General features: G+C 54.2%; 21 protein-coding genes. 15 read left to right on the forward strand and 6 right to left on the reverse strand.

All coding sequences use genetic code 11. From position 1 onward, the window contains the following. The first annotated feature begins 18 nt into the window (after positions 1-18). Entirely contained in the window at positions 19-2,961 is a 2,943-nt protein-coding gene (pruA, locus tag RHP47_RS03635) for an L-glutamate gamma-semialdehyde dehydrogenase (protein WP_286626629.1), read from the forward strand. Continuing rightward, a complete protein-coding gene (locus tag RHP47_RS03640) occupies positions 2,961-4,124 on the forward strand; it encodes a class I SAM-dependent methyltransferase (protein ID WP_310841064.1) in 1,164 nt (387 codons plus the stop codon). Before pruA ends, RHP47_RS03640 begins: the two co-directional genes overlap by 1 nt. Here RHP47_RS03640 and RHP47_RS03645 read toward each other — a convergent pair. Next, entirely contained in the window at positions 4,121-5,260 is a 1,140-nt protein-coding gene (locus RHP47_RS03645) for a glycosyltransferase family 1 protein (protein ID WP_310841065.1), read from the reverse strand. The genes RHP47_RS03640 and RHP47_RS03645 overlap by 4 nt on opposite strands. Before the next feature lie 105 nt (positions 5,261-5,365). On the opposite strand from RHP47_RS03645, the gene RHP47_RS03650 reads away from it, so the two are divergent. The 3 genes from RHP47_RS03650 (at position 5,366) to RHP47_RS03660 (ending at position 7,657) form a co-directional block, all read left to right on the forward strand. Then, positions 5,366-5,947 (forward strand): PAP/fibrillin family protein, encoded by a 582-nt coding sequence (locus RHP47_RS03650; RefSeq protein ID WP_302679857.1) that lies wholly within the window; start codon positions 5,366-5,368, stop codon positions 5,945-5,947. 104 nt (positions 5,948-6,051) lie between these two features. Further along, positions 6,052-7,047 carry a hypothetical protein gene (locus tag RHP47_RS03655; protein WP_286668943.1) on the forward strand — a complete coding sequence of 332 codons (996 nt, stop codon included), beginning with the start codon at positions 6,052-6,054 and terminating at the stop codon, positions 7,045-7,047. 61 nt (positions 7,048-7,108) lie between these two features. Then, entirely contained in the window at positions 7,109-7,657 is a 549-nt protein-coding gene (locus tag RHP47_RS03660; protein ID WP_149818280.1) for an NADPH-dependent FMN reductase, read from the forward strand. Here the strand turns inward: RHP47_RS03660 and hemB are convergent. From hemB to RHP47_RS03685, 5 genes are all read right to left on the reverse strand, one after another. Further along, the gene (gene hemB, locus RHP47_RS03665) at positions 7,654-8,640 is read right to left on the reverse strand and encodes a porphobilinogen synthase (RefSeq protein ID WP_149818282.1); all 987 of its coding nucleotides are present in this window, start codon (positions 8,638-8,640) and stop codon (positions 7,654-7,656) included. The genes RHP47_RS03660 and hemB overlap by 4 nt on opposite strands. 154 nt (positions 8,641-8,794) lie before the next feature. Beyond that, complete coding sequence (locus RHP47_RS03670; protein ID WP_149818284.1) at positions 8,795-9,343, reverse strand: NUDIX hydrolase; 549 nt, start codon at positions 9,341-9,343, stop codon at positions 8,795-8,797. Positions 9,344-9,348: 5 nt separating this feature from the next. Next, the gene (gene map / locus RHP47_RS03675) at positions 9,349-10,173 is read right to left on the reverse strand and encodes a type I methionyl aminopeptidase (RefSeq protein ID WP_149818287.1); all 825 of its coding nucleotides are present in this window, start codon (positions 10,171-10,173) and stop codon (positions 9,349-9,351) included. Between the two features lie 72 nt (positions 10,174-10,245). Continuing rightward, positions 10,246-11,688: a deoxyribodipyrimidine photo-lyase, 8-HDF type gene (locus tag RHP47_RS03680; protein ID WP_149818290.1), complete on the reverse strand. Its 1,443-nt coding sequence runs from the start codon at positions 11,686-11,688 to the stop codon at positions 10,246-10,248. A gap of 21 nt (positions 11,689-11,709) precedes the next feature. Continuing rightward, positions 11,710-12,027, reverse strand: a complete 318-nt coding sequence (locus RHP47_RS03685) for a hypothetical protein (protein ID WP_286626640.1) — start codon at positions 12,025-12,027, stop codon at positions 11,710-11,712. 128 nt (positions 12,028-12,155) lie between these two features. Here RHP47_RS03685 and RHP47_RS03690 point away from each other — a divergent pair, with 128 nt between their 5' ends. The 10 genes from RHP47_RS03690 (at position 12,156) to RHP47_RS03735 (ending at position 20,517) form a co-directional block, all read left to right on the forward strand. After that, positions 12,156-12,566 (forward strand): STAS domain-containing protein, encoded by a 411-nt coding sequence (locus RHP47_RS03690; RefSeq protein ID WP_226972000.1) that lies wholly within the window; start codon positions 12,156-12,158, stop codon positions 12,564-12,566. 54 nt (positions 12,567-12,620) lie between these two features. Further along, entirely contained in the window at positions 12,621-13,076 is a 456-nt protein-coding gene (locus RHP47_RS03695) for a Mini-ribonuclease 3 (protein WP_149818294.1), read from the forward strand. A 15-nt stretch (positions 13,077-13,091) separates the two neighbouring features. Continuing rightward, positions 13,092-13,562, forward strand: coding sequence for an ATP synthase subunit I (locus RHP47_RS03700; RefSeq protein WP_286626642.1), 471 nt, complete (start codon positions 13,092-13,094; stop codon positions 13,560-13,562). Positions 13,563-13,603: 41 nt separating this feature from the next. Next, entirely contained in the window at positions 13,604-14,362 is a 759-nt protein-coding gene (atpB, locus tag RHP47_RS03705) for a F0F1 ATP synthase subunit A (protein ID WP_149818298.1), read from the forward strand. 73 nt (positions 14,363-14,435) lie between these two features. Continuing rightward, the gene (gene atpE / locus RHP47_RS03710) at positions 14,436-14,684 is read left to right on the forward strand and encodes an ATP synthase F0 subunit C (protein ID WP_009767951.1); all 249 of its coding nucleotides are present in this window, start codon (positions 14,436-14,438) and stop codon (positions 14,682-14,684) included. Positions 14,685-14,745: 61 nt separating this feature from the next. Further along, entirely contained in the window at positions 14,746-15,162 is a 417-nt protein-coding gene (locus tag RHP47_RS03715) for a F0F1 ATP synthase subunit B' (RefSeq protein WP_206199672.1), read from the forward strand. A gap of 11 nt (positions 15,163-15,173) precedes the next feature. Continuing rightward, a complete protein-coding gene (locus tag RHP47_RS03720) occupies positions 15,174-15,704 on the forward strand; it encodes a F0F1 ATP synthase subunit B (protein WP_302679860.1) in 531 nt (176 codons plus the stop codon). Beyond that, positions 15,701-16,258 (forward strand): ATP synthase F1 subunit delta, encoded by a 558-nt coding sequence (gene atpH / locus RHP47_RS03725; protein WP_302679861.1) that lies wholly within the window; start codon positions 15,701-15,703, stop codon positions 16,256-16,258. Before RHP47_RS03720 ends, atpH begins: the two co-directional genes overlap by 4 nt. 40 nt (positions 16,259-16,298) lie before the next feature. Then, the gene (atpA, locus tag RHP47_RS03730; RefSeq protein ID WP_149818305.1) at positions 16,299-17,810 is read left to right on the forward strand and encodes a F0F1 ATP synthase subunit alpha; all 1,512 of its coding nucleotides are present in this window, start codon (positions 16,299-16,301) and stop codon (positions 17,808-17,810) included. A 175-nt stretch (positions 17,811-17,985) separates the two neighbouring features. Continuing rightward, a complete protein-coding gene (locus RHP47_RS03735; protein WP_310841067.1) occupies positions 17,986-20,517 on the forward strand; it encodes a mannose-1-phosphate guanyltransferase in 2,532 nt (843 codons plus the stop codon). The last annotated feature ends 37 nt before the right edge of the window (positions 20,518-20,554 follow it).

Genomic DNA, 20,554 nt, shown 5'->3' on the forward strand with positions numbered 1-20,554 from the left:
CCTCACCCAAGATTCTTCATGACTGGTCTTTACGAAGCACAAACGATCGCGATCGCCCGTCAACTGTGGGCGGCTAGTCAAGAGTCCCGCAACTTTTTCAGTCAACTGCGGGAGCAAATGCGCATTGAAGATAAACTCCTCAGCTGGGCGATGGAACATCCGGGGCTACGGGTGCAACTCTTTCGCCTCATTGACTGCCTGCCGAGTCTGCGCAGTAAAGCCGAGGTGGCACGCCACTTGCAGGAGTACCTCAGTGACCCCAGTGTGGAGTTGCCGGAAGGCCTAAAAAAACTCTTGAACTTTGCTCAGCCGGATTCCCTGCCCGCCCAAGCAGCGGCAACCACCTTCACAACAGCCGTTCAAGCCCTTGCCCACAAGTACATTGCTGGTGAAACTACCGAGCAGGTGCTGAAAACCATTGGCCGCCTACGCAAGCAGGGCATGTTGGTGACGATGGATATTCTTGGGGAGGCGGTGATTACGGAGGCAGAGGCACAGCAGTATTGCGATCGCTACCTTGACTTGATGCAGCAACTCAGCCCCTTGGGTCAGCGGGAAGGGGTGAATCCAGTCCAAGTCTCCGTGAAGCTGACGGCCTTCTACTCGCAGTTTGATCCTTTGGATGTGTCTGGCTGCCGTGCCAAGGTAGGGGAACCGATTCGGCGGTTGTTGCATCGTGCCCAAGAATTGGGGGTGGCGGTGCACTTTGACATGGAGCAGTACGCCTACAAAGACATTACCCTCGCAATCTTGAAGGACATTTTGCTAGAGCCAGAGTTTCGCGATCGCGCCGATGTCGGGCTGACACTACAAGCCTATTTGCGGGATAGCTACCAAGATGCCCAAGACCTGATTACTTGGGTGCAACAGCGGGGGACACCAATCACGGTGCGGGTGGTCAAGGGCGCCTACTGGGATCAAGAACTCATTAAGGCGGTACAAAATGACTGGCCATTGCCCGTCTATCAACACAAGCAAGATACCGATGCCAACTTTGAGCGGGTGATTGAACTGCTCCTGAGTCACCACACGCTTTTGCGCACAGCAGTTGCGAGTCATAATGTTCGTTCCCAAGCGCGGGCGATCGCGATCGCCCAACATCAGCACATTCCGCCCACGGCCATGGAATGCCAAGTTCTCTATGGTATGGCCGATAAACTTGCCAAGGCTCTTGTGGAAGCGGGGCAGACGGTGCGGGTCTATTGTCCCTACGGTGAGCTGATTCCGGGGATGGCCTACCTGATTCGGCGGCTCTTGGAAAATACGGCCAATAGTTCCTTTTTGCGCCAACAATTGGGAGCGGTAAATATTGACGCACTCTTGGCACCGCCAGAACCAACGGCAGACTTTAGGGCAGTGAACGTTCATCTGACCACGGGCAAGACCTCAACCTTTCTCAATGCTGCCAATAGCGACTATGCCCGCGCCAGCCAGCGGGAAGCGATTCAAGCGGCCTTAATTCATGTCCATCGCCAACTAGGGCAAACCTATACCCCCATCATCAATAGCGATCGCGTCAATACCCTCGAATACAGTGAGTCCCTCAACCCCTCACAGCCCGAAGAAGTTGTCGGTCGCGTTGGCTTGGCCACCATTGAGGATGCCGAGCATGCAATCCGGGCTGCCAAAGCTGCTCAAGCGCAGTGGCAACAGACTCCCGTAGCCGAACGGGCCATCCTGCTCCGGCGGGCAGCGGATCTCCTCGAGGCACAACGCCATGAACTGGTGGCTTGGATGTGCTACGAAGTGGGCAAGGTGGTGGCGGAAGGGGATGCTGAAGTCTCCGAAGCTGTTGATTTTTGCCGCTACTACGCTGATGAAATGGAGCGCCTCAGCAGCGGCTATGACCGCAACTTTCCCGGCGAAACCAACCATTACCACTACCAAGGTCGCGGCATTGCAGTCGTCATTTCCCCTTGGAACTTTCCCCTAGCGATTCCCACCGGTATGACCGTGGCCGCCTTAGTCACAGGCAACTGTACCATCCTCAAGCCCGCGGATCCGGCGGCTGTGGTTGCAGCGAAGCTGGCTGAAATTCTCATTGCCGCTGGTTTTCCCCGCGGGGTGTTTCAGTTTCTCCCCGGCCGTGGCTCCGTGATTGGCCCCTACCTCACCAAACATCCCGATGTGCATCTCATTGCCTTTACTGGCTCCCAAGAGGTGGGCTGCCGCATTATTGCTGAGGCAGCGGTGTTGCAGCGGGGACAAACCCACATCAAACGGGTGATTGCCGAGATGGGGGGCAAAAACGCCATTATCATTGACGAAAGTGCCGACTTAGATCAGGCAGTGGCGGGGGTGGTGCAATCAGCCTTTGGCTACAGCGGCCAAAAATGCTCCGCCTGTTCACGGGTGATTGTCCTCGAGTCCATCTATCAACCCTTTGTGCAGCGCTTAGTGGAGGCCACCAAGTCCCTCAATATTGGGCCTGCCCATTTGCCCAGTACCCGTGTCGGACCGGTGGTGACCGCAGCCGCCCGCGATCGCATTCAGGAATACATTGCCAAGGGACAGCGGGAAGCGGAACTGACCTTGAGTGTACCGGTACCGGAGGTGGGGTATTTTGTCTCTCCTACCATCTTTACCAACGTCCCCCCCACCGCCACGATCGCCCAAGAGGAAATTTTTGGCCCGGTGCTAGCGGTACTGCGGGCAGAAACCTTCAGCCAAGCCCTTGAAATTGCCAATGCCACGGCCTATGCCCTGACGGGGGGGCTCTATTCGCGGACGCCGTCCCATATTCAGCAGGCCAAAGCCCAATTTGCCGTAGGGAACCTGTACATCAACCGTGGGATTACGGGGGCGATCGTGGATCGGCAGCCCTTTGGTGGCTTTAAGCTCTCAGGGATTGGTTCCAAAGCGGGTGGCCGCGATTACCTGCTGCAATTTCTGGAACCGCGTGTCATTACCGAGAATGTGCAGCGCCAAGGGTTTGCCCCCATTGCCGGAGTGGATGATTGATGCCAAAGGGCACTCAGCTATTGGCCGACCTTCAGGAACGCATCAGGGCAGCGGGCGCCATTTCCTTCTGTGAGTTTATGGCCTTAGCTCTCTATGCACCGCAGTGGGGCTACTACAACCGTCCGCAAATGCAGATTGGTCGGCGCGGCGACTTTATCACGTCCAGTAGTCTGACGAGGGATTTTGCGGAACTGCTCACTGAGGCTTTTGTGCAGATGTGGCACGCCTTGGAGCGACCGCAGCGGTTTACCCTGTTGGAGATGGGGGCGGGTGAAGGCCAATTTGCGGCTGGGGTCTTGGGCTATAGCCAAGCGACCTACCCCGATTTCTTTGCCACCTTGGAGTACCAGATTCAGGAGCAGTCCCCCACTTTACGGGAACGCCAACGGCAACGCTTGGCTCCTTGGGGCGATCGCCTGCACTGGCTGGATTCTAGCACAGCGGCTGAACCCATCGTTGGCTGTATTTTTAGCAATGAACTCGTGGATGCATTCCCAGTGCATCGGCTGCAATGGCAGGGGAGCAATTGGCAGGAAATTTACGTCAGCCTCAATGCCCAAGGGGAGTTTCAAGAGGTTTTGCGTCCCTTGAGTGGCGATCGCCTTCATACCATTAATGATTACTTTGCCACCGTTGGCATTAATCCGCAGCAGCAGGGCTACAGCGACGGCTACCGTACCGAGGTTAATTTGAACCTCATCCCCTGGCTCAAGGATCTGAGTCAGCACCTAGAGCGGGGCTTTGTTCTCACCATTGACTATGGTTATCCCGCCCAGCAATACTATCATCCCGCCCGCTGTGAGGGTACCTTGCAGTGCTACTATCAACACCGCTGCCACGACAATCCCTACTGTTTTGTTGGCGAGCAAGACATTACGGCTCATGTGGATGTGACGGCCTTGACGCGCTATGGGGAGCACTTTGGCCTTGAAACCCTCTATGTCACCCGCCAGAGTTTATTTCTCATGGCCTTGGGTTTGGGCGATCGCCTACTGGCGCAACAGCAGAGGAATGGCAGTCTCCTCCAAGCCCTGAACCGCCATCAATCACTGCACCAACTCATTGACCCCCTTGGCCTCGGTGGCTTTTACGTCGTTCTCCAAGGGAAGCAAGCCACCCTCGATCTGCCGCAACTCAGGGAAGCGGATCAGGGATTCAGTTAATGACTAAGAGCCACATCCCGCTGGGGGACTGGCAAAACTGATCGGTAGTACTGCTCTAGTTGCTGGGTGGCCGCCGCCCAACTCCAGCGTTCAGCTTCTTGGCGGGCATTTTGGCGTAGGGTCTCGCGATCGCCCGGCGAGTCAAAAAGGCGCTGACAAGCCGTAATCGCTCCTGTAGAATCCGCTGGGTCAAACAAAAACCCATTCACCCCATCAGTGACAATATCCGGAATCCCCCCACTGTTGGCAGCCACCACAGGACAGCCTGCGGCCATCGCTTCTAAAAGAACCAAGCCAAGGGTTTCCGTGCGCGAGGGAAAGACAAAGACATCCGCCGAGGCAAAGGCCGCTGCCAAGCGTTCCCCCCGCAGATAGCCCACAAAATGGGTGGGGGTACCGGCAAAGTGCTGTTCAAGGGCTTCCCGATGCGGACCATTGCCCACGAGTGCCAGTCGCGCCTGAGGAATCTGCTCCAGAATGGGTTTAATCTGCTCAATTTCCTTTTCCGCAGAGAGGCGACCGACGTAAAGCAGTAGGGGCGCTTCTGGATGCCCTTGGCTGAGAAAGTAACGCATTTCTTGACTTTGGCGCTGCGGATGAAACAACTCCACATCTACCCCCCGCTGCCAGAGATCCAGATGGCGAATCCCGTGCGCTTTCAGTTCTGCCACCATGGCCGTTGAGGTACACAAGTTGAGTTGAGCACGGTTATGGGCCAACCGCAGCAGCGACCAGAGCACCTCTTCAAGAAACCCCAAGCCATAGTACTTCAGGTATTGCGGCAAATGGGTGTGGTAGGAAGCGACCAAAGGTAAGTGGAATTTCTGCGCATAGTACAGACCCGCTACCCCCAAGACCGCTGGGTTCGCCACATGGATCAGATCGGGTGCAAAGGCCTCTAGGGCTTGACCAATGGCGGGTCGTGGCAGGGCTAATTTGAGTTCAGGATACAATGGGAGGGGAAAACCGGAGACACCATAGATCTGCGCACCTTCATAATGGTCTAGCCCGCCCTCGGGAGCCACCACCAACACCTGATGGCCATTCCGTTGCAGATGTCGGACGGTTTGACACAAACGGGTCACAATGCCATCAATCTTGGGAAGAAAGGTCTCGGTAAATAGCGCGATCCGCATTTCGCTAACCTGAATGGGAGGGGGATTTTTCCCATTCTCGAATTAGGGGGGTCTTGACGCAACCCATTGGGGCGAAAAAGTTTCTTGCACAAGGAGGGGTAAACTGTGGCAAAAGCAGAGTTATTGATGGCGATCGCTGGCCTGAATCGAGGCATTCTAGCCACACCGCGCGATCGCAAACAGGTGGCCGCCCTTGCCGCTTCCCTTGAAACCATGAATCCCACCCCCGATCCCCTCAATGCCCTCGAAAAACTTGCCGGGGATTGGCGACTCATCTACACCAGTAGTCAGGCGCTGCTTGCTCTAGATCGCTCCCCAATTGTCAAGCTGGGGCAAATTTATCAGTGCATTCGTCCGCAGCAGCAGCGCATCTACAATATTGCTGAACTCTACGGCTTGCCCTTCCTAGAGGGGATTATCAGTGTCTTGGCGCGCTTTGAACCCTTGACCCAACAGCGGGTACAGGTGTACTTTGAACGCTCCATTGTTGGCCTGCGTCAGTGGCTCAATTACTATTCTCCCTCCCAGTTCATTCCCCAACTCCACAGCCGTCAACCCCTGATTGCTCTGGATGTGCCCCTCAACAGCAATGATCAACAGGGCTGGCTGGAGATTACCTACCTAGATGAAGACCTGCGAATTGCCCGCGGCAATGAGGGGAGCCTTTTTGTCTTGAGCCGGGTTTAGGGACAATTCCCTGTACCGTTAAACTAGGGAAGAGTGGCACGATTCTCACCCCTGCTGCAATGGAAGCACAGCTGCCCCAGCAACTCAGTTTTCCATGGAATCCGATGCCTTCTGAACCGCTGGCTGAAGGTTCCCTAGCGGCTACTCCTGTTGCAGGGAGTGATAGTAGCCAAGAGCGCATCCGTTATTTAGAGCAGGCTATTGACCAATGCGAACACTATATTAACGAGCTGAAGCAGCAACTGCGCAATCAGGCCTTTTTGGAAGACTTACTTGCTCGCACTGAGGAAACCGCTCAGATTCAACAACAGGCGATCGTTGCCCTCCAAGAACAATTGCGCTCCCAAGCCACCTGTGCCCACGAGTTGGCCGAAATGAGCCACCATCGCCAATCCTTGGAAACGATTCTTCAGCAATCGCAAACGGAAATTGAGCACCTGCATCAGGAGGTGGATCGGCTCCTCAAGGCTCAAGATGCCCTCGAGGCTAAATTGGTGAATAGCCATCGCCTCCTGCGGCAACGGGAACAGGAATATCAACTCCTTGAATCCCAACTGCGCCAAGTCCAAGAGGAAAAAGCGCTGCTGCAAACTCGCCTTGAACAAGCCCGCTCAGAGTTGAGCGATCGCCAAACCCAACTGGATGATCTCAACCGTCGCCTCACCCAAGCCAACCATTTAATTGAAACCCAAGAACGGATCATCACTGCACTGCAACAGGCGCAAGGATCAGAGGCCAGCAAAAACAGTGTTATTCAGGGACTGAGTAAAACCCTGCTAAAAACCCAAACCAAGTTACAGGAATTGGAACGGGACTATCAGCAGCAGCGCCTGCAATATATGACCACCCAGCACTACAACCAAGAGCTGGAGGCGCGCACTAGTCAACAACAGGAACGCCTACAACACCTAGAAGCCCAAATTGCCGAACTCCAAGAGCAAATTCTCCATCAGGCACAGCAGGCACGGGAGCAGGAAACCGCTGTTCAACACTGGAAGGATCGCTACACCGAGGCCGAGCGATCGCTAGCGCAGTTACAACGCGTCATTGCCCAAATGGCCACGGGTGGTTCCATTTCCCTGAGTGAGGTTCCTTCTTAGGGAGGATGTTTGAACAAACCTAAATTTTGTATAATAAGCCATAGTCATTACGAGTTTGTTTATGGTCAAATTCATTGGTTGGGCAGGGAGTCTGCGGGATGGCTCCTACTCTCAAAGCGCCCTAGATGTTGCCATTGCCAAAGCCGCCGCCCAAGGGGTTACCGTTGAACGTCTGGATTTACGGCAAATGACGCTCCCCTTTTGTACCGGTGCTGAGAGCTACCCCGACTACCCCGATGTCGCCATCTTTCAAACCAAGGTCAAGGAAGCCGATGGTATTTTGCTGGTGACCCCGGAGTACCACGGCAGCGTTAGCGGTGTGCTCAAGAACTCCCTTGATCTCCTCAGCTTTGAACACCTCAGCGGCAAAGTGGTCGCCATGATGAGTGTCCTCGGCGGCCAAACCAACAGCAATGCCCTCAACGATCTACGGGTGATTCTGCGCTGGGTGCATGCTTGGGTGATTCCAGAGCAGGTAGCCATTGGTCAGGCGTGGCAAGCCTTCACACCCGAAGGGCAATTGAGGGATTCCAAGCTGGATGAGCGAGTGGACAAAATGATTGCCAGTTGGATTCAGACCACCCGTCAACTACGAGAAGCAAGCGCCTAATTCAATCCCTCTTGCAGCCACTGCGCCACCTGCTTAGCATGGTAGGTGAGAATGACATCAGCACCTGCCCGCTTAAAGCCAAGGAGAGTTTCCAGCACCACTTTTTTCTCATCAATCCAGCCATTGCGGGCGGCGGCTTTCACCATTGCGTATTCCCCGGAAACGTTGTAGGCGGCCACCGGAACATCGCTCACCTGCTTGAGTTGGGCAATGACATCCATGTAGGCAAGGGCAGGTTTCACCATCACCAGATCGGCGCCCTCCTCAATATCCAAGCTGACCTCCCGCACTGCTTCGCGGACATTGGCGGGATCCATTTGGTAGGTTTTTTTATCACCAAACTTCGGTGCCGAATCTAAAGCATCGCGAAAAGGGCCATAGTAGGCGGAGGCGTATTTCGCAGAGTAGGCGAGAATCCCCACGTGGGTATAGCCTGCGGCATCTAGACCCGCCCGAATGGCACCGACACGGCCATCCATCATATCTGACGGAGCAACAAAATCAGCGCCCGCAGCCGCTTGACTCACTGCCTGTTTGACCAGCACCTCTACGGTTTCGTCATTGAGAATTTCGCCATCTTTGACAATGCCATCGTGGCCTTCGCTGCTGTAGGGATCAAGGGCGACATCGGTAAAGATCAGCAGATCCGGTAAGACGGCCTTAATGGCGCGTACCGATCGCTGGACAAGACCCTCAGGATTGTAGCTTTCAGTACCTGCATTGTCCTTGAGGTGCTCAGGAACGAGGGGAAATAGCGCGATCGCCCCAATTCCCAAGGCATAGACCTCCTTCAGCTCTAAAATCAGGCGATCCAGCGTATAGCGATAGCAGTCGGGCATTGAGGGGACTTCCTGCACCTGATCTTCCCCCTCCATGACAAAGACCGGATAGATCAAATCGCCCGTGGTTAGGGTATGCTCGCGCACCAAGCGACGAATTTGAGCCGTGCGGCGTAAACGGCGAGGCCGATGGGTTAGCTCCATAATTCAACAATCAAAAACTCAGTAATGTCCCAGTTCAAACAGCTGTGAATCAGCACGTACAACCTTTGGATTATTTCCGCATTATCTCACCTTGAGGGATCAAAACTGTGGGCGGTGCAGGATGCTTACAAACGTTTACGAACAACTTCAGTGTTCAAGCGGGTTGCAGATAGGGCAAGGCCAGATAGAAACTGGTGACGGTCTTGGCATCTTTCACTTGACCACTATGAATCGCAGCGGCCAAGTCAGCTAGAGAAAACTCCACAATTTCAATGTGCTCGTCGGTGTCCTGAGGCGGGGGTGTCTCTAGTTTTTCCAGCTCAGTGGCCAAGTAGGCGTAGATCACTTCATCAGAATAGCCGGGGGCAATGTAAAACTCTCCCAGTTTTTGCCAATGGTGGGCGCGGTAGCCCGTTTCCTCTTCAATTTCCCGCTCAATGGTGGCAAAAGGCTTTTCGTGATCCTCAACGGTGCCCGCTGGGAACTCCAGCAGATATTCCTCAGTGGCAAAGCGGTATTGTTTGACAAGGATCAGGTTGCCCTCTGGGGTCACCGGCACAGCTAATGCCCCCCCTGGATGCCGCACAGTTCCCAAGATCGAGACAGACCCATGGGGCAAGCGATATTGATTGACCTCAAATGTAAATTTACGACTGCGGCAAAAGCAGTGGCGTTCGAGGACTTCGGGGGGGATTTTCGTCATAGGGGTTAGACAAGGGTGCGATCGGTGAGAATTTCGTAGCCCGTTTTGGTGACCAAGACCGTGTGCTCAAATTGGGCAGAGAGGGAATTATCAACCGTAACCGCTGTCCAGCGATCGCGCAAAATCCGCACCTGCTTTGACCCCGCATTGACAATGGGTTCGATAGCTAGGGTCATCCCTGCCCGCAGCCGCACATTCTTGAGTTCAGTGGTGCGAAAGTTAAACACCGAGGGTTCCTCGTGGAGATTGCGACCCACACCATGCCCTGTGAAGTCCTCCACCACCACAAAGCCATTGGCTTCGACATAATCTTGAATGGCACCCGCCAAATCCATGAGGTAGTTGCCTTCTTTGACCTGCTCAATGCCGCGGTAGAGGGCTTCTTCGGCAACTTTTACAAGCTTGGCCGCCTCCTCAGAGATCTCCCCCACCGGAATCGTAATGCAAGAGTCGCCATGGAAGCCGTTGTAGTAGGCACCGGTGTCAATCTTAACGATGTCGCCATTGCGAATCACTTTGCGGGGGCTGGGAATGCCATGAACCACTTCATTATTGATGCAGGCGCAAATGGAGGCCGGAAAACCCTGATAGCCTTTGAAGCTTGGTGTTGCCCCCATTTCGCGGATGCGTTTCTCAGCATAGGCATCGAGATCCGCCGTCGTCATGCCCGGCTCAATCATTTGGGAGATTTCCTTGAGCACCGTCGCGACAATCCGCGAGGCCTGCCGCATAATCTCAATTTCTCGCTTAGATTTAATTTCAATGCCACGGCGGGGGCGAGTTTGGACAGGGGTGGTGGGGGGAGTGAGCAGACTGCCAAGGATATTCATGGGCGCGATGCAACCGCAAAAATCGTTCTTTTTCAGGATAACGCTGTTGCGCTGATCAGGGGAATGTCAATTTTATCCTTGAGGGATGGGTGAACGAAAATGCGCTTGATAGAGCTGCTTAAATCGCCGCTGTTGCTGCCCGTGATCCACAATTGGCAAGGGATAACCGCAGCGATGCCGCTCTAGGGGAGAAATATTTCCCGTCACCAAATCTGCCGTGTCTAGGGATTTCAATTCCGGCAGCCAACGGCGAATGTACTCCGCCTCAGGATCAAATTTTTGCGCTTGACTGGCTGGGTTAAAAATCCGCAGCGGCTTTGGATCCATCCCACTAGAGGCACTCCACTGCCAACCGCCATTATTAGCTGCCAAGTCGCCATCAATCAGTTTTTGCATAAAGTACTGCTCACCCCATTGGGGATTGATGATTAAGTCCTTGGTGAGGAAACTGGCCACAATCATGCGGCAGCGGTTGTGCATCCAACCCGTTTCATCGAGTTGGCGCATGGCGGCATCCACAATTGGGTAACCGGTGCGCCCCTCACACCAAGCCGCAAAGTGTTCTGCGTGATTCAGCCAAGGAAAAGTGGCAAATCCTTCACGATGGGGACGCTCCGCCAAGTGGGGAAACCAATAGAGGGCGTGCTGATAAAACTCCCGCCACGCCAATTCCTGCTGCCACGTGCGAATACTCGTTTGTGCCTCTTCACTGCGGGCTGAGGCCATAGCGGCCTGACTGGCTGCCCAGACACGACGAATACCAATGACACCGAACTTGAGGGCAGGGCTTAAGAGGGAGGTTCCAGGTTGCGCTGGATAGTTGCGCTGCTCACCATAGTCTTGAATGTGCTGGTCAATAAAGGTCTCCAGTTGTGCTTGGGCAGCGGCTTCACCGGGAGCAAGGATCAGTTCTCCTGACCAGTGAAATCCCAAGTCCTTGGCAGTGGGCAGCGGTATCGCCCCTAGGGCTGTGGCTGTCGCTTGTTCAGCTTCTGTCAGAGGTTCGAGGCGTTGGGGAGTGGGAGCTGGCTGCGGTTTGGCAAGGCTCGACCAGTTGCGCCAAAAGGGGGAATAGACGGTGTAAGGCTGCCCCTGTTTTGTTTGTACGGCCTCTGGGGGATGTAGGAGTTGATCCCATGTGGTTTCGACGGCAATGCCTTTTTCCTTGAGGGCAGCAGCCACAGCGCGATCGCGATCGCGACCGTAGGGTTCCACATCCTCATGCCAATGCACCGCCACCGCCCCTAAGCCACCGGCCACTTGGGGCAGAATTTGACGCGGGTCACCATGAAAAATTAAAAAGCTCCCCCCAAGTCGCTGATAGGCTTCTTGCAAGGCCTGTAGGCAACCCATGAGGTATGTCACCCGCACCGCCGCAATGTCCGAGGCACTGAGAATCGCCGGGTCAAAGCAAAAAATGCCAACCACTTTGGGAGTTTGGGTGTAGGCAGCCGCCAACCCCACACTGTCACTGAGGCGCAGATCGCGACGATGCCAAAACAGGCGCAGGCTCATCGCCCGTCCATCCTAGGCGCCCTAGAAAATAGCGCCAATACATTCATTGGTTGCGGCTTTAACTTCCGGGGGTTCATTGTCGGCAGTCATTTTCTGAAATTCCTCATAGCTCATTTTTTGTTGGAGGCGGTTTATCAGGCAAGTGCAATAGCGATCGCCGCGATCGCCAAAGCCGGGAGGCGCTTGCGCCGCAAATTTGGTTTGACACTCCTGCATAAAGACCGCGATCGCCTCTGGGGGATAAGTCGCCGCTGGCATTTCTTGGGCGAAAATAGATAAACTCAGCAATCCCAGACCGCTACTGCTGAGAAGGCTCATCACGAGTTTGGAGAATTTCATTGGGGCGGTACCTGATCCGATTCTGGCAAAGAGCTTCCTGCGGTTGCTGCACTTCCAAACTTTTGTTGAGTTAGCGATCAAGTCATAGACAAGAATGCCACGTTTATCTATACTTGTTTTCTATCGTTTTGTGTGTCCAGTTATCGGCAAAGGAGGCTCTCATTTCTGAACCACTTGCCCTCACCCAAAGCCTAAGGGGTACCCGTGAGATTCGCGATAACTATCAAGTGTTTCGCCTGACGGGTCTCATTGATGCGTTCTCCGAGTCGGCCTTTCGCAAGGTCATTAGTAAGTGTTTTGACGATGGGCCTGCCAACGTCATCTTAGACCTTTCAAAAATTGAGTTTATTGACAGCTCTGGCCTCGGCATTTTGGTACAACTCGCCAAAAAAGCCCAAGAGCATCAGGGTCAACTGCAAATTGTCACCAATCCCCGCATCACCCAAACGGTCAAACTCGTGCGTTTAGAAAACTTTTTGCCCCTTCAGCCGGATCTGGCGACGGCGATCGCCCAAATTACTGGCGAAACCCATTCCTAAACATTCTGTTCCTGTGGCAGTAAAACCAAGGGGGGTCTCTTTAGCTGAAACGTCATGCTGGACTCTGCTGGATTATTGCCCCTTGTCCCCCCCAAAATTCCCGCCCATCAACTGCCACCGGCGGCTTTGGCCTACTTTGGCGACGCCGTTTATGAACTCTTTATCCGCTGGCTTTTTCTAACCCCGCCCCAACGCATCAATACCTACCACCGCCAAGTGGTGGCGCATGTGCGTGCTGAAAGTCAAGCCCGTTATATGGACTTCCTTTGGCAGCATTGCACCGAAACCGAACGCTCGATTTTTCGTCAGGGTCGCAATGCGGCTGCCGATGGCCCAAAGCGAGTTGCCGCAAAAATTTACCGCCAAGCTACTGGCTTTGAAGCCCTACTGGGATACCTCTACCTCACCAATCCTCAACGTCTACAGGAGATTTTTCAACTGCTTGAGCGGCACATTCGCAATGAAATGAACAGCAATATCGACGAAGCAGAATCCCGTAATGAAATGTAACCACTGCGTGATAGGATGCTTAGTGGCCAGTTCAAGGCATCCTCGGATGCTCCCTATTCTGCTGTGACTGTTCCCGATTCTGCTTCAGCACCCTCTGCGCCATCAACCATTGCCAATTCCCCAAAGAAGGGCGGCTCGATGGCCGAGTTTTATCAACTCTGTCGCGAATTATTCACGACAAGCCTCGTGCTGATGGCGATCGCCTTTGGAGCGGTTTGGCTGATTCACGGCCTGAACACAGCGTTGAACTACCTTTTGGGGGCAAGTGCGAGCCTAATTTATCTGCGGCTCCTCGCCCGCAGTGTGGAGCGCCTAGGAAACGACCAGAAAAAGCTGGGGAAAACGCAGCTCCTTGTCGTCGTGGTTGTGATTATTTTGGCAGCCCGTTGGCAAGAGCTACATATTATTCCAGTGTTCTTGGGGTTCTTAACCTACAAAGCCGCCATTCTGGTCTATATGTTTCGTACGGTTTTGCCGTCCCCTTAACGCTGGCTCACTGTAGTGCTTAGACAACCGAGCGCGGAGGCATGATGCCTTTGATACACCTTTGGACAGCTCTTCCCCTTGCCAAGTTGGAGGTGGGGCACCATTTCTACTGGCATATTGGCAACCTAAAAGTTCACGGTCAAGTCTTCATCACCACTTGGTTTGTGATGGCCATTCTGATTGCGGCGGCCTTTGCAGCCTCGCGGAATATCCAACGGGTGCCCAGTGGTATTCAAAACTTGATGGAATACGCGCTGGAATTCATCCGCGATTTGACCAAGAGCCAAATGGGTGAGCACGAGTACCGAGCTTGGGTTCCCTTTGTGGGGACACTGTTCCTGTTCATTTTTGTTTGTAACTGGTCAGGCGCACTGGTACCGTGGAAACTCATCGAACTACCAGAAGGGGAGCTAGCAGCACCCACCAATGACATCAATACCACCGTGGCCTTGGCTTTACTGGTCTCCTTGGCCTATTTCTACGCCGGGCTACGCAAGCGGGGGCTGAAGTATTTCACCAAGTACATCGAGCCAACGCCCGTCTTACTTCCCATTGCCATCTTGGAAGATTTTACAAAACCGCTTTCCCTGAGCTTCCGTCTTTTTGGCAACATCTTGGCGGATGAATTGGTGGTGGGGGTCTTGGTGTTGCTGGTGCCCTTGTTTGTGCCCTTGCCCGTGATGGCCTTGGGACTCTTTACCAGTGCCATTCAAGCCCTTGTGTTTGCCACCCTCGCAGCCACCTACATTGGGGAGGCCATGGAGGGGCATGGCGGCGAGCACGAAGAGGCTCACTCCTAAAAGGGGTACATACCCTGCTATTGTTATCTCTGGAAATTTTGTTTCGTCCTACTACGTCTCGAGGAAATCAACTATGGATCCGTTAGTCGCTTCTGCTTCTGTTTTGGCTGCTGCTCTGGCAATTGGTTTGGCATCGCTTGGGCCTGGGATTGGTCAAGGGAATGCCTCTGGTCAAGCCGTGGAAGGGATTGCGCGGCAACCGGAAGCGGAAGGTAAAATTCGGGGTACCTTGCTGCTGACACTCGCATTCATGGAGTCCCTGACCATCTACGGTCTGGTGATTGCGCTGGTGCTCCTGTTTGCCAACCCCTTTGCATCCTAATTAACCCCAGTGGGGGAGGCTTGGATGAGCTTTCCCCCGATCCCCCATTCTGGAGAGGCTGATGTTTGATTTTGATGCCACCCTACCCCTGATGGCTGTGCAATTCTTAATCTTGACCGTCATTTTGAATGCGCTGCTGTACAAGCCCTTGGGTCAGGCGCTGGACAATCGGGATGAATATATCCGAACCAACTTGCAGCAGGCCAAGGAGCGGTTGCAACAGGCAACTGAACTGGCTCAGCAGTATGAGCAGGAATTGGCCAGTACCCGTCGCCAAGCCCAAGCCTTGATTGAAGAGGCCAGAGCCGAGGCACAAAAAATTGCCACCGCCGAAATTGCTGAAGCACAGCAGGCCGTGCAGGCAGAGTTACTCAAGATTCAAGCAGAAATTGATCAGCAAAAGCAGGCGACACTGCAAGCGCTTGAGGGTCAAGTTGCCAGCTTGAGTGAACAGTTATTAGCGAAGTTACTGGCCTAGGAGTGTGGGTCATGGACGCAGTATTTTTATTGGCAACGGAAGAAGCGGGGCATTTTGGCATTAACACCAATTTGCTCGAAACCAATGTGATCAACCTTGCCATCATTATTGGGGTATTGGTGTATTTTGGGCGGGGCGTACTTGGCAAAACCTTGGGCGATCGCCAGCAACAAATTGCCACAGCCATTGCGGAAGCCGAAGAACGCCAGAAAGTGGCCGCTGCCCGCCTCGCCGAAGAGCAGCAAAAACTGGCTCAGGCCAAGCAGGAGGCACAACGCATTCGCGAAGACGCCCTTGCCCGTGCCAAGGCTGCAAAGGAAGAACTCATTGCCCAAGCCAAGCGAGAAATTGATCGCTTGAAGGAAACCGCTTCCCAAGATACCAGTGCCGCCACTGAGCGGGCGATCGCCGAAATTCGTGAGCGGATTGCTGCTATGGCACTTGCCGAGGCCGAAAACCAACTCAAAGCGCGTTTGAGCCAAAATCCAGACCTTCAACGCACCCTTGTTGATCGCAGTATTGCCCTACTAGGAGGCAAATGATGCAGACCACTGTCCGTGGTGAACTTGTTGAACCCTATGCCGAGGCGCTGCTGTCGTTGGCGCAAACCCACAACCTCATTGATCAGTTTCAGCAGGACACGCAGTTAATTCTGGAACTCCTTGCCAGCTCCAGTGAACTGCAACAGTTTCTTGCCAATCCCCTGATCAAGCCTGAGGCCAAAAAGAATGTGCTGCGGCAGTTGACAGTGGATAAGGTGCACGGCTACTTCCTCAACTTCTTAATGTTGCTCGTGGATCGGCGGCGAATTAACTTTCTTGGCCCTATTTGTGAGCAGTATCGTGCCCTTGTGCGCAAACTCCGCAATGTGGTCTTGGCGGAAGTCACCAGTGCTGTCGAACTCAATGACGATCAACGCCGTGCCGTGGTCGAAAAGGTCAAAGCCATGACCGGTGCTGCCGATGTGGAGCTTGTCACTGCCTGCGATCCCGAACTGATTGGTGGCGTGGTGATTAAAGTTGGCTCCCAAGTCTTTGATGCTAGTCTGCGGGGTCAACTCCGCCGCCTCAGTCTCACCTTGGCGCAAGCCGCTTAACGTCCCTTTGTAAACTGTTCAACCCTTGAGAGCGACTTCTATGGTAAGTATCCGACCCGACGAAATCAGTAGCATTATTCGCCAGCAAATCGAGCAGTACGAACAGTCGATCAAAGTCGATAATGTCGGTACTGTATTGCAGGTGGGCGATGGCATTGCCCGTGTCTATGGCCTCGACAAAGTGATGGCCTCAGAATTGGTGGAATTTGAAGACGGCACCGTGGGGATTGCCCTTAACCTCGAAGAGGATAACGTAGGGGTGGTGCTGATGGGCGATGGCCTCGGTATCGAAGAAGGCAGTACGGTGCGGGCCACCGGTAGAATTGCTTCCGTGCCTGTGGGTGAAGCGGTCATTGGTCGGGTCGTGGATGCGCTGATGCGCCCCATTGACGGCAAAGGGGAGATCCACACGACGGCAACCCGCCTGATTGAATCCCCTGCCCCCGGTATTGTCCAGCGCAAATCTGTGTGTGAGCCGTTGCAAACGGGGATCACCGCCATTGACGCCATGATTCCCATTGGTCGTGGTCAGCGGGAACTGATCATTGGCGATCGCCAGACGGGGAAAACGGCCGTTGCCATTGACACGATTCTGAACCAAAAAGGCCAAGATGTGATTTGCGTCTATGTGGCCATTGGTCAAAAAGCGTCCAGTGTGGCTCAAGTGGTGAACGTGCTGCGGGAGCGGGGTGCACTCGATTACACGATTGTGATTGCCGCTAACGCCAGTGATCCAGCCGCTTTGCAGTATCTGGCTCCCTACACCGGTGCCACGATTGCTGAGTACTTCATGTACCAAGGCAAGCACACCCTCGTCATCTATGACGACCTCTCCAAACAAGCGCAAGCCTATCGGCAAATGTCGCTGCTGCTGCGCCGTCCCCCCGGTCGTGAAGCCTATCCAGGGGATGTGTTCTATCTCCACTCCCGCCTGCTGGAGCGTGCCGCCAAACTCAACGATGCCCTCGGCGGTGGCAGCATGACGGCGCTTCCTGTGGTTGAAACCCAAGCCGGTGACGTGTCTGCCTACATTCCCACCAACGTCATTTCCATTACCGACGGTCAAATCTTCCTCTCCTCTGACCTCTTCAACGCTGGCTTGCGTCCTGCCATCAACGCGGGGATTTCCGTGTCGCGGGTGGGTTCCGCTGCTCAAATCAAAGCCATGAAGCAAGTGGCTGGCAAACTGAAGCTAGAATTGGCGCAATTTGATGAACTGCAAGCCTTTGCCCAGTTTGCCTCTGACTTGGATAAAGCCACCCAAAACCAACTGGCGCGGGGTCAACGGCTGCGGGAAATTCTCAAGCAGCCCCAGTACTCACCCATTCCGGTGGAATACCAAGTGGCAACCATTTACGCCGGTACCAATGGCTACCTTGACGACATCCCCGTTGAGGCAGTGGCCAAGTTTGTTGCCGGTCTGCGGGACTACCTGCACACAAGCAAGCCCGAATACGGCGAAATCATCCGCACCACCCAAAAACTGGATGAAAAAGCTGAAGCCTTGCTGAAAGAGGCAATCGCCGAGTACAAAGCCGGCTTTACTGCCTAGGCGCGATCGCGCTATATCATGCTCTGAACCTGCCCTCTACCCAGGGTAGGTTTTTTTATGCCTAGGCTACTCTCAAGTGTCAAAAATCATTGCAGTTTCCTTGAGCCATCCCCCTGAGCCTGCCGTCCTCTCCTACACTGGGATCCTAGGGCGAGGTTTGACAAAGGAGAAAACAGTGCGTGTCGTCCTCATGGCCGGGGGAAGTGGTACTCGGTTGCGTCCCCTCACCTGTGATCTACCCAAGCCAATGGTGCCGGTGGTTAATCGTCCCATTGCCGAGCATATTCTCAATCTCCTACGCCGCCATAGCCTTGATGATGTGGTCATGACATTGCACTATCTCCCCGATGTCGTGCGCGACTATTTTGGCGATGGGAATGAGTTTGGGGTGCACCTAAGCTATGTCGTTGAGGAAGAGCAGCCCCTTGGCACAGCAGGTTCAGTCAAAAACATTGCCAATTTGCTAACGGATCCCTTTTTGGTGGTCAGTGGCGATAGTATTACCGATGTCGATTTAACCGATGCCCTACGTTTTCACCAGCAGCACGGTGCTCCCGTAACCCTGATCCTTGCCCGTGTACCTCAACCGAAGGAGTTTGGCATTGTCTTTACTGATAGCGATGGCCGCGTGCGGCGATTTCTCGAGAAGCCCTCAGCGGGGGAAGTCTTTACGGATACGGTGAATACGGGCATCTACATCCTCAGTCCTGCTGTCATGGACTATCTCAATAGCGGCATCGAGCGGGATTTTTCGCGGGATTTGTTCCCATTGCTGTTGCAGGCGGATGTGCCGATGTATGGTTATATCACCGATGCCTACTGGTGCGATGTCGGCAGTCTGCAAACCTATCAACAGGTGCAACAGGATGCCCTCTATGGCCGCGTGCACTTGGAAATTCAGGGGCACGAAGTTCAGCCGCAAATTTGGGTAGGGCACAACACCACATTGCCGCAAACAGTTCAGCTACAGGCGCCGCTCGTCTTGGGCAATAATTGCCGCTTTGGTGCGGGGGTCACCCTTGGGGCGGGGACGATCTTGGGAGATAACGTGATTGTTGGCAATGGCAGCCGGTTGTGCTCAGTGGTGGCTTGGAATGGTTGTTTTATTGGGGATGACAGTGAATTAGAGCATTGCATTTTGGCTCGCCATGTCCATGTCGATCGCCATGTAACCCTACACGAAGGGGTAATTATTGGCAGTCGCTGTGTGGTCGGGGAGGAAGCTAGCCTCAGTCAGGGGGTGCGCCTGTGGCCGGGCAAACGTATTGAAGCGGGTGCAATTGTCAATGAAAGTCTGATCTGGGGCACAACGGGACAGCGCTATCTCTTTGGTCAGCGGGGGGTAGCCGGTGTGGCCAATGTGGACATTACACCGGAGTTTGCGGTGCGGTTGGCAGCGGCCTATGCATCCACCCTTGAACTGGGAACTAGTGTCTTGGTATCGCGGGATCAGCGCAATGTATCGCGGATGGTAGCCCATGCCCTGATGTCGGGTTTGATGTCAGTGGGGATTCATGTGCTCAATTTGGAGGCGATCGCCCTGCCTATTGCCCGTTTTGCTGCCCAAACCCTTTCAGTCAGCGGCGGAATTCATGTGCGTGCCCATCCCGATCGCGCCGATCAACTCTTGATTGAGTTTTTTGACCATAAGGGCATCAACCTGAGCAAAGCCAAAGAGCGGCAAATTGAAACCGCCTACTTCCGCGAAGATATTCGCCGCGCCCTACTGACGGATGTCGGTGTCATGACCCATCCCAACAACTGCGTGGCCGCCTATGCCCAGGGCTTTGAAAAGTGGCTGAATACCCAACTGTTTTATGGTAGCCCCGCCAAAATTGTCATTGACTATGCCTATGCCGTTTCTGGGGTTGTCTTGCCCCAGCTCCTCAGTAAGTTTGGCTGTGATGCCGTTGTTCTCAATGCCACCCTGCACCCAACCCTCCTCAATATTCTCGAACGACAGCGACTCCTGCGGGAACTAGGACAGGTGGTGACAGCGCTGTCTGCCAGTTTGGGGGTACAAGTCTCCGCCAATGGTGAACGGTTGACCTTGGTGGACAATGCCGGTCAGGTGTTCAGTGATCAAGAACTCACGGCGTTGATGACCTACTTGACCCTCTTGACCCATCCGGGGGGCAGCGTTGTGGTGCCGGTCACAACCTCTAGCGCCGTGGAGGCGATCGCCCGCCAACAGGGCGGACAAGTCATTCGCAGTCGCACCAACCCCACTGATCTCATGGAAGCCTGCCAACACCACAGCGGTGTGGTTCTCGGCGGTTCTGCGGAAACCGGTTTTATCTTCCCGCAACTGCATCCGGGGTTTGATGCCATGTTTACGATCGCCACGCTGATCGAACTACTGGCACTGATTGGCAAACCCCTCACCGTCATGCGCCAAGAACTACCCCGCGTTCACTACTATCACCGCCCGATTCGCTGTCCTTGGATTGCCAAAGGGTCATTGATGCGGCACTTGGTGGAAACCCATCCCCGCAATCACTTAAGTCTCATTGATGGCGTCAAAATTGGTGAACCCAACACGGATCATTGGGTGCTGATTCTCCCCGATGCCAGTGAGCCACTGGTACACCTCTATGTAAACAGTCCAGATGCTACGTGGAGTGAGCAGATGCTGCACCGCTACAGCCGCCGCATTGAAGAGTTTGCTCGTTTGGAACCCCTCTCAGATGCCACAATAAAGATGTAACCAAAATCCCGTAGAATCAGGGAAAATTTTTCGTACA

The organism is Thermosynechococcus sp. QKsg1 (genome assembly GCF_031586415.1).
Classification (GTDB): domain Bacteria; phylum Cyanobacteriota; class Cyanobacteriia; order Thermosynechococcales; family Thermosynechococcaceae; genus Thermosynechococcus.

Bases quoted from the DNA above. Each gene is read 5' to 3' on its own strand.
- pruA (WP_286626629.1), top strand. From the start codon at position 19: ATGACTGGTCTTTACGAAGCACAAACGATCGCGATCGCCCGTCAACTG.
- RHP47_RS03640 (WP_310841064.1), top strand. From the start codon at position 2,961: ATGCCAAAGGGCACTCAGCTATTGGCCGACCTTCAGGAACGCATCAGG.
- RHP47_RS03645 (WP_310841065.1), bottom strand. From the start codon at position 5,260: ATGCGGATCGCGCTATTTACCGAGACCTTTCTTCCCAAGATTGATGGC.
- RHP47_RS03655 (WP_286668943.1), top strand. From the start codon at position 6,052: ATGCCTTCTGAACCGCTGGCTGAAGGTTCCCTAGCGGCTACTCCTGTT.
- RHP47_RS03660 (WP_149818280.1), top strand. From the start codon at position 7,109: ATGGTCAAATTCATTGGTTGGGCAGGGAGTCTGCGGGATGGCTCCTAC.
- hemB (WP_149818282.1), bottom strand. From the start codon at position 8,640: ATGGAGCTAACCCATCGGCCTCGCCGTTTACGCCGCACGGCTCAAATT.
- RHP47_RS03670 (WP_149818284.1), bottom strand. From the start codon at position 9,343: ATGACGAAAATCCCCCCCGAAGTCCTCGAACGCCACTGCTTTTGCCGC.
- map (WP_149818287.1), bottom strand. From the start codon at position 10,173: ATGAATATCCTTGGCAGTCTGCTCACTCCCCCCACCACCCCTGTCCAA.
- RHP47_RS03680 (WP_149818290.1), bottom strand. From the start codon at position 11,688: ATGAGCCTGCGCCTGTTTTGGCATCGTCGCGATCTGCGCCTCAGTGAC.
- RHP47_RS03685 (WP_286626640.1), bottom strand. From the start codon at position 12,027: ATGAAATTCTCCAAACTCGTGATGAGCCTTCTCAGCAGTAGCGGTCTG.
- RHP47_RS03695 (WP_149818294.1), top strand. From the start codon at position 12,621: ATGCTGGACTCTGCTGGATTATTGCCCCTTGTCCCCCCCAAAATTCCC.
- RHP47_RS03700 (WP_286626642.1), top strand. From the start codon at position 13,092: ATGCTTAGTGGCCAGTTCAAGGCATCCTCGGATGCTCCCTATTCTGCT.
- atpB (WP_149818298.1), top strand. From the start codon at position 13,604: ATGATGCCTTTGATACACCTTTGGACAGCTCTTCCCCTTGCCAAGTTG.
- atpE (WP_009767951.1), top strand. From the start codon at position 14,436: ATGGATCCGTTAGTCGCTTCTGCTTCTGTTTTGGCTGCTGCTCTGGCA.
- RHP47_RS03715 (WP_206199672.1), top strand. From the start codon at position 14,746: ATGTTTGATTTTGATGCCACCCTACCCCTGATGGCTGTGCAATTCTTA.
- RHP47_RS03720 (WP_302679860.1), top strand. From the start codon at position 15,174: ATGGACGCAGTATTTTTATTGGCAACGGAAGAAGCGGGGCATTTTGGC.
- atpH (WP_302679861.1), top strand. From the start codon at position 15,701: ATGATGCAGACCACTGTCCGTGGTGAACTTGTTGAACCCTATGCCGAG.
- atpA (WP_149818305.1), top strand. From the start codon at position 16,299: ATGGTAAGTATCCGACCCGACGAAATCAGTAGCATTATTCGCCAGCAA.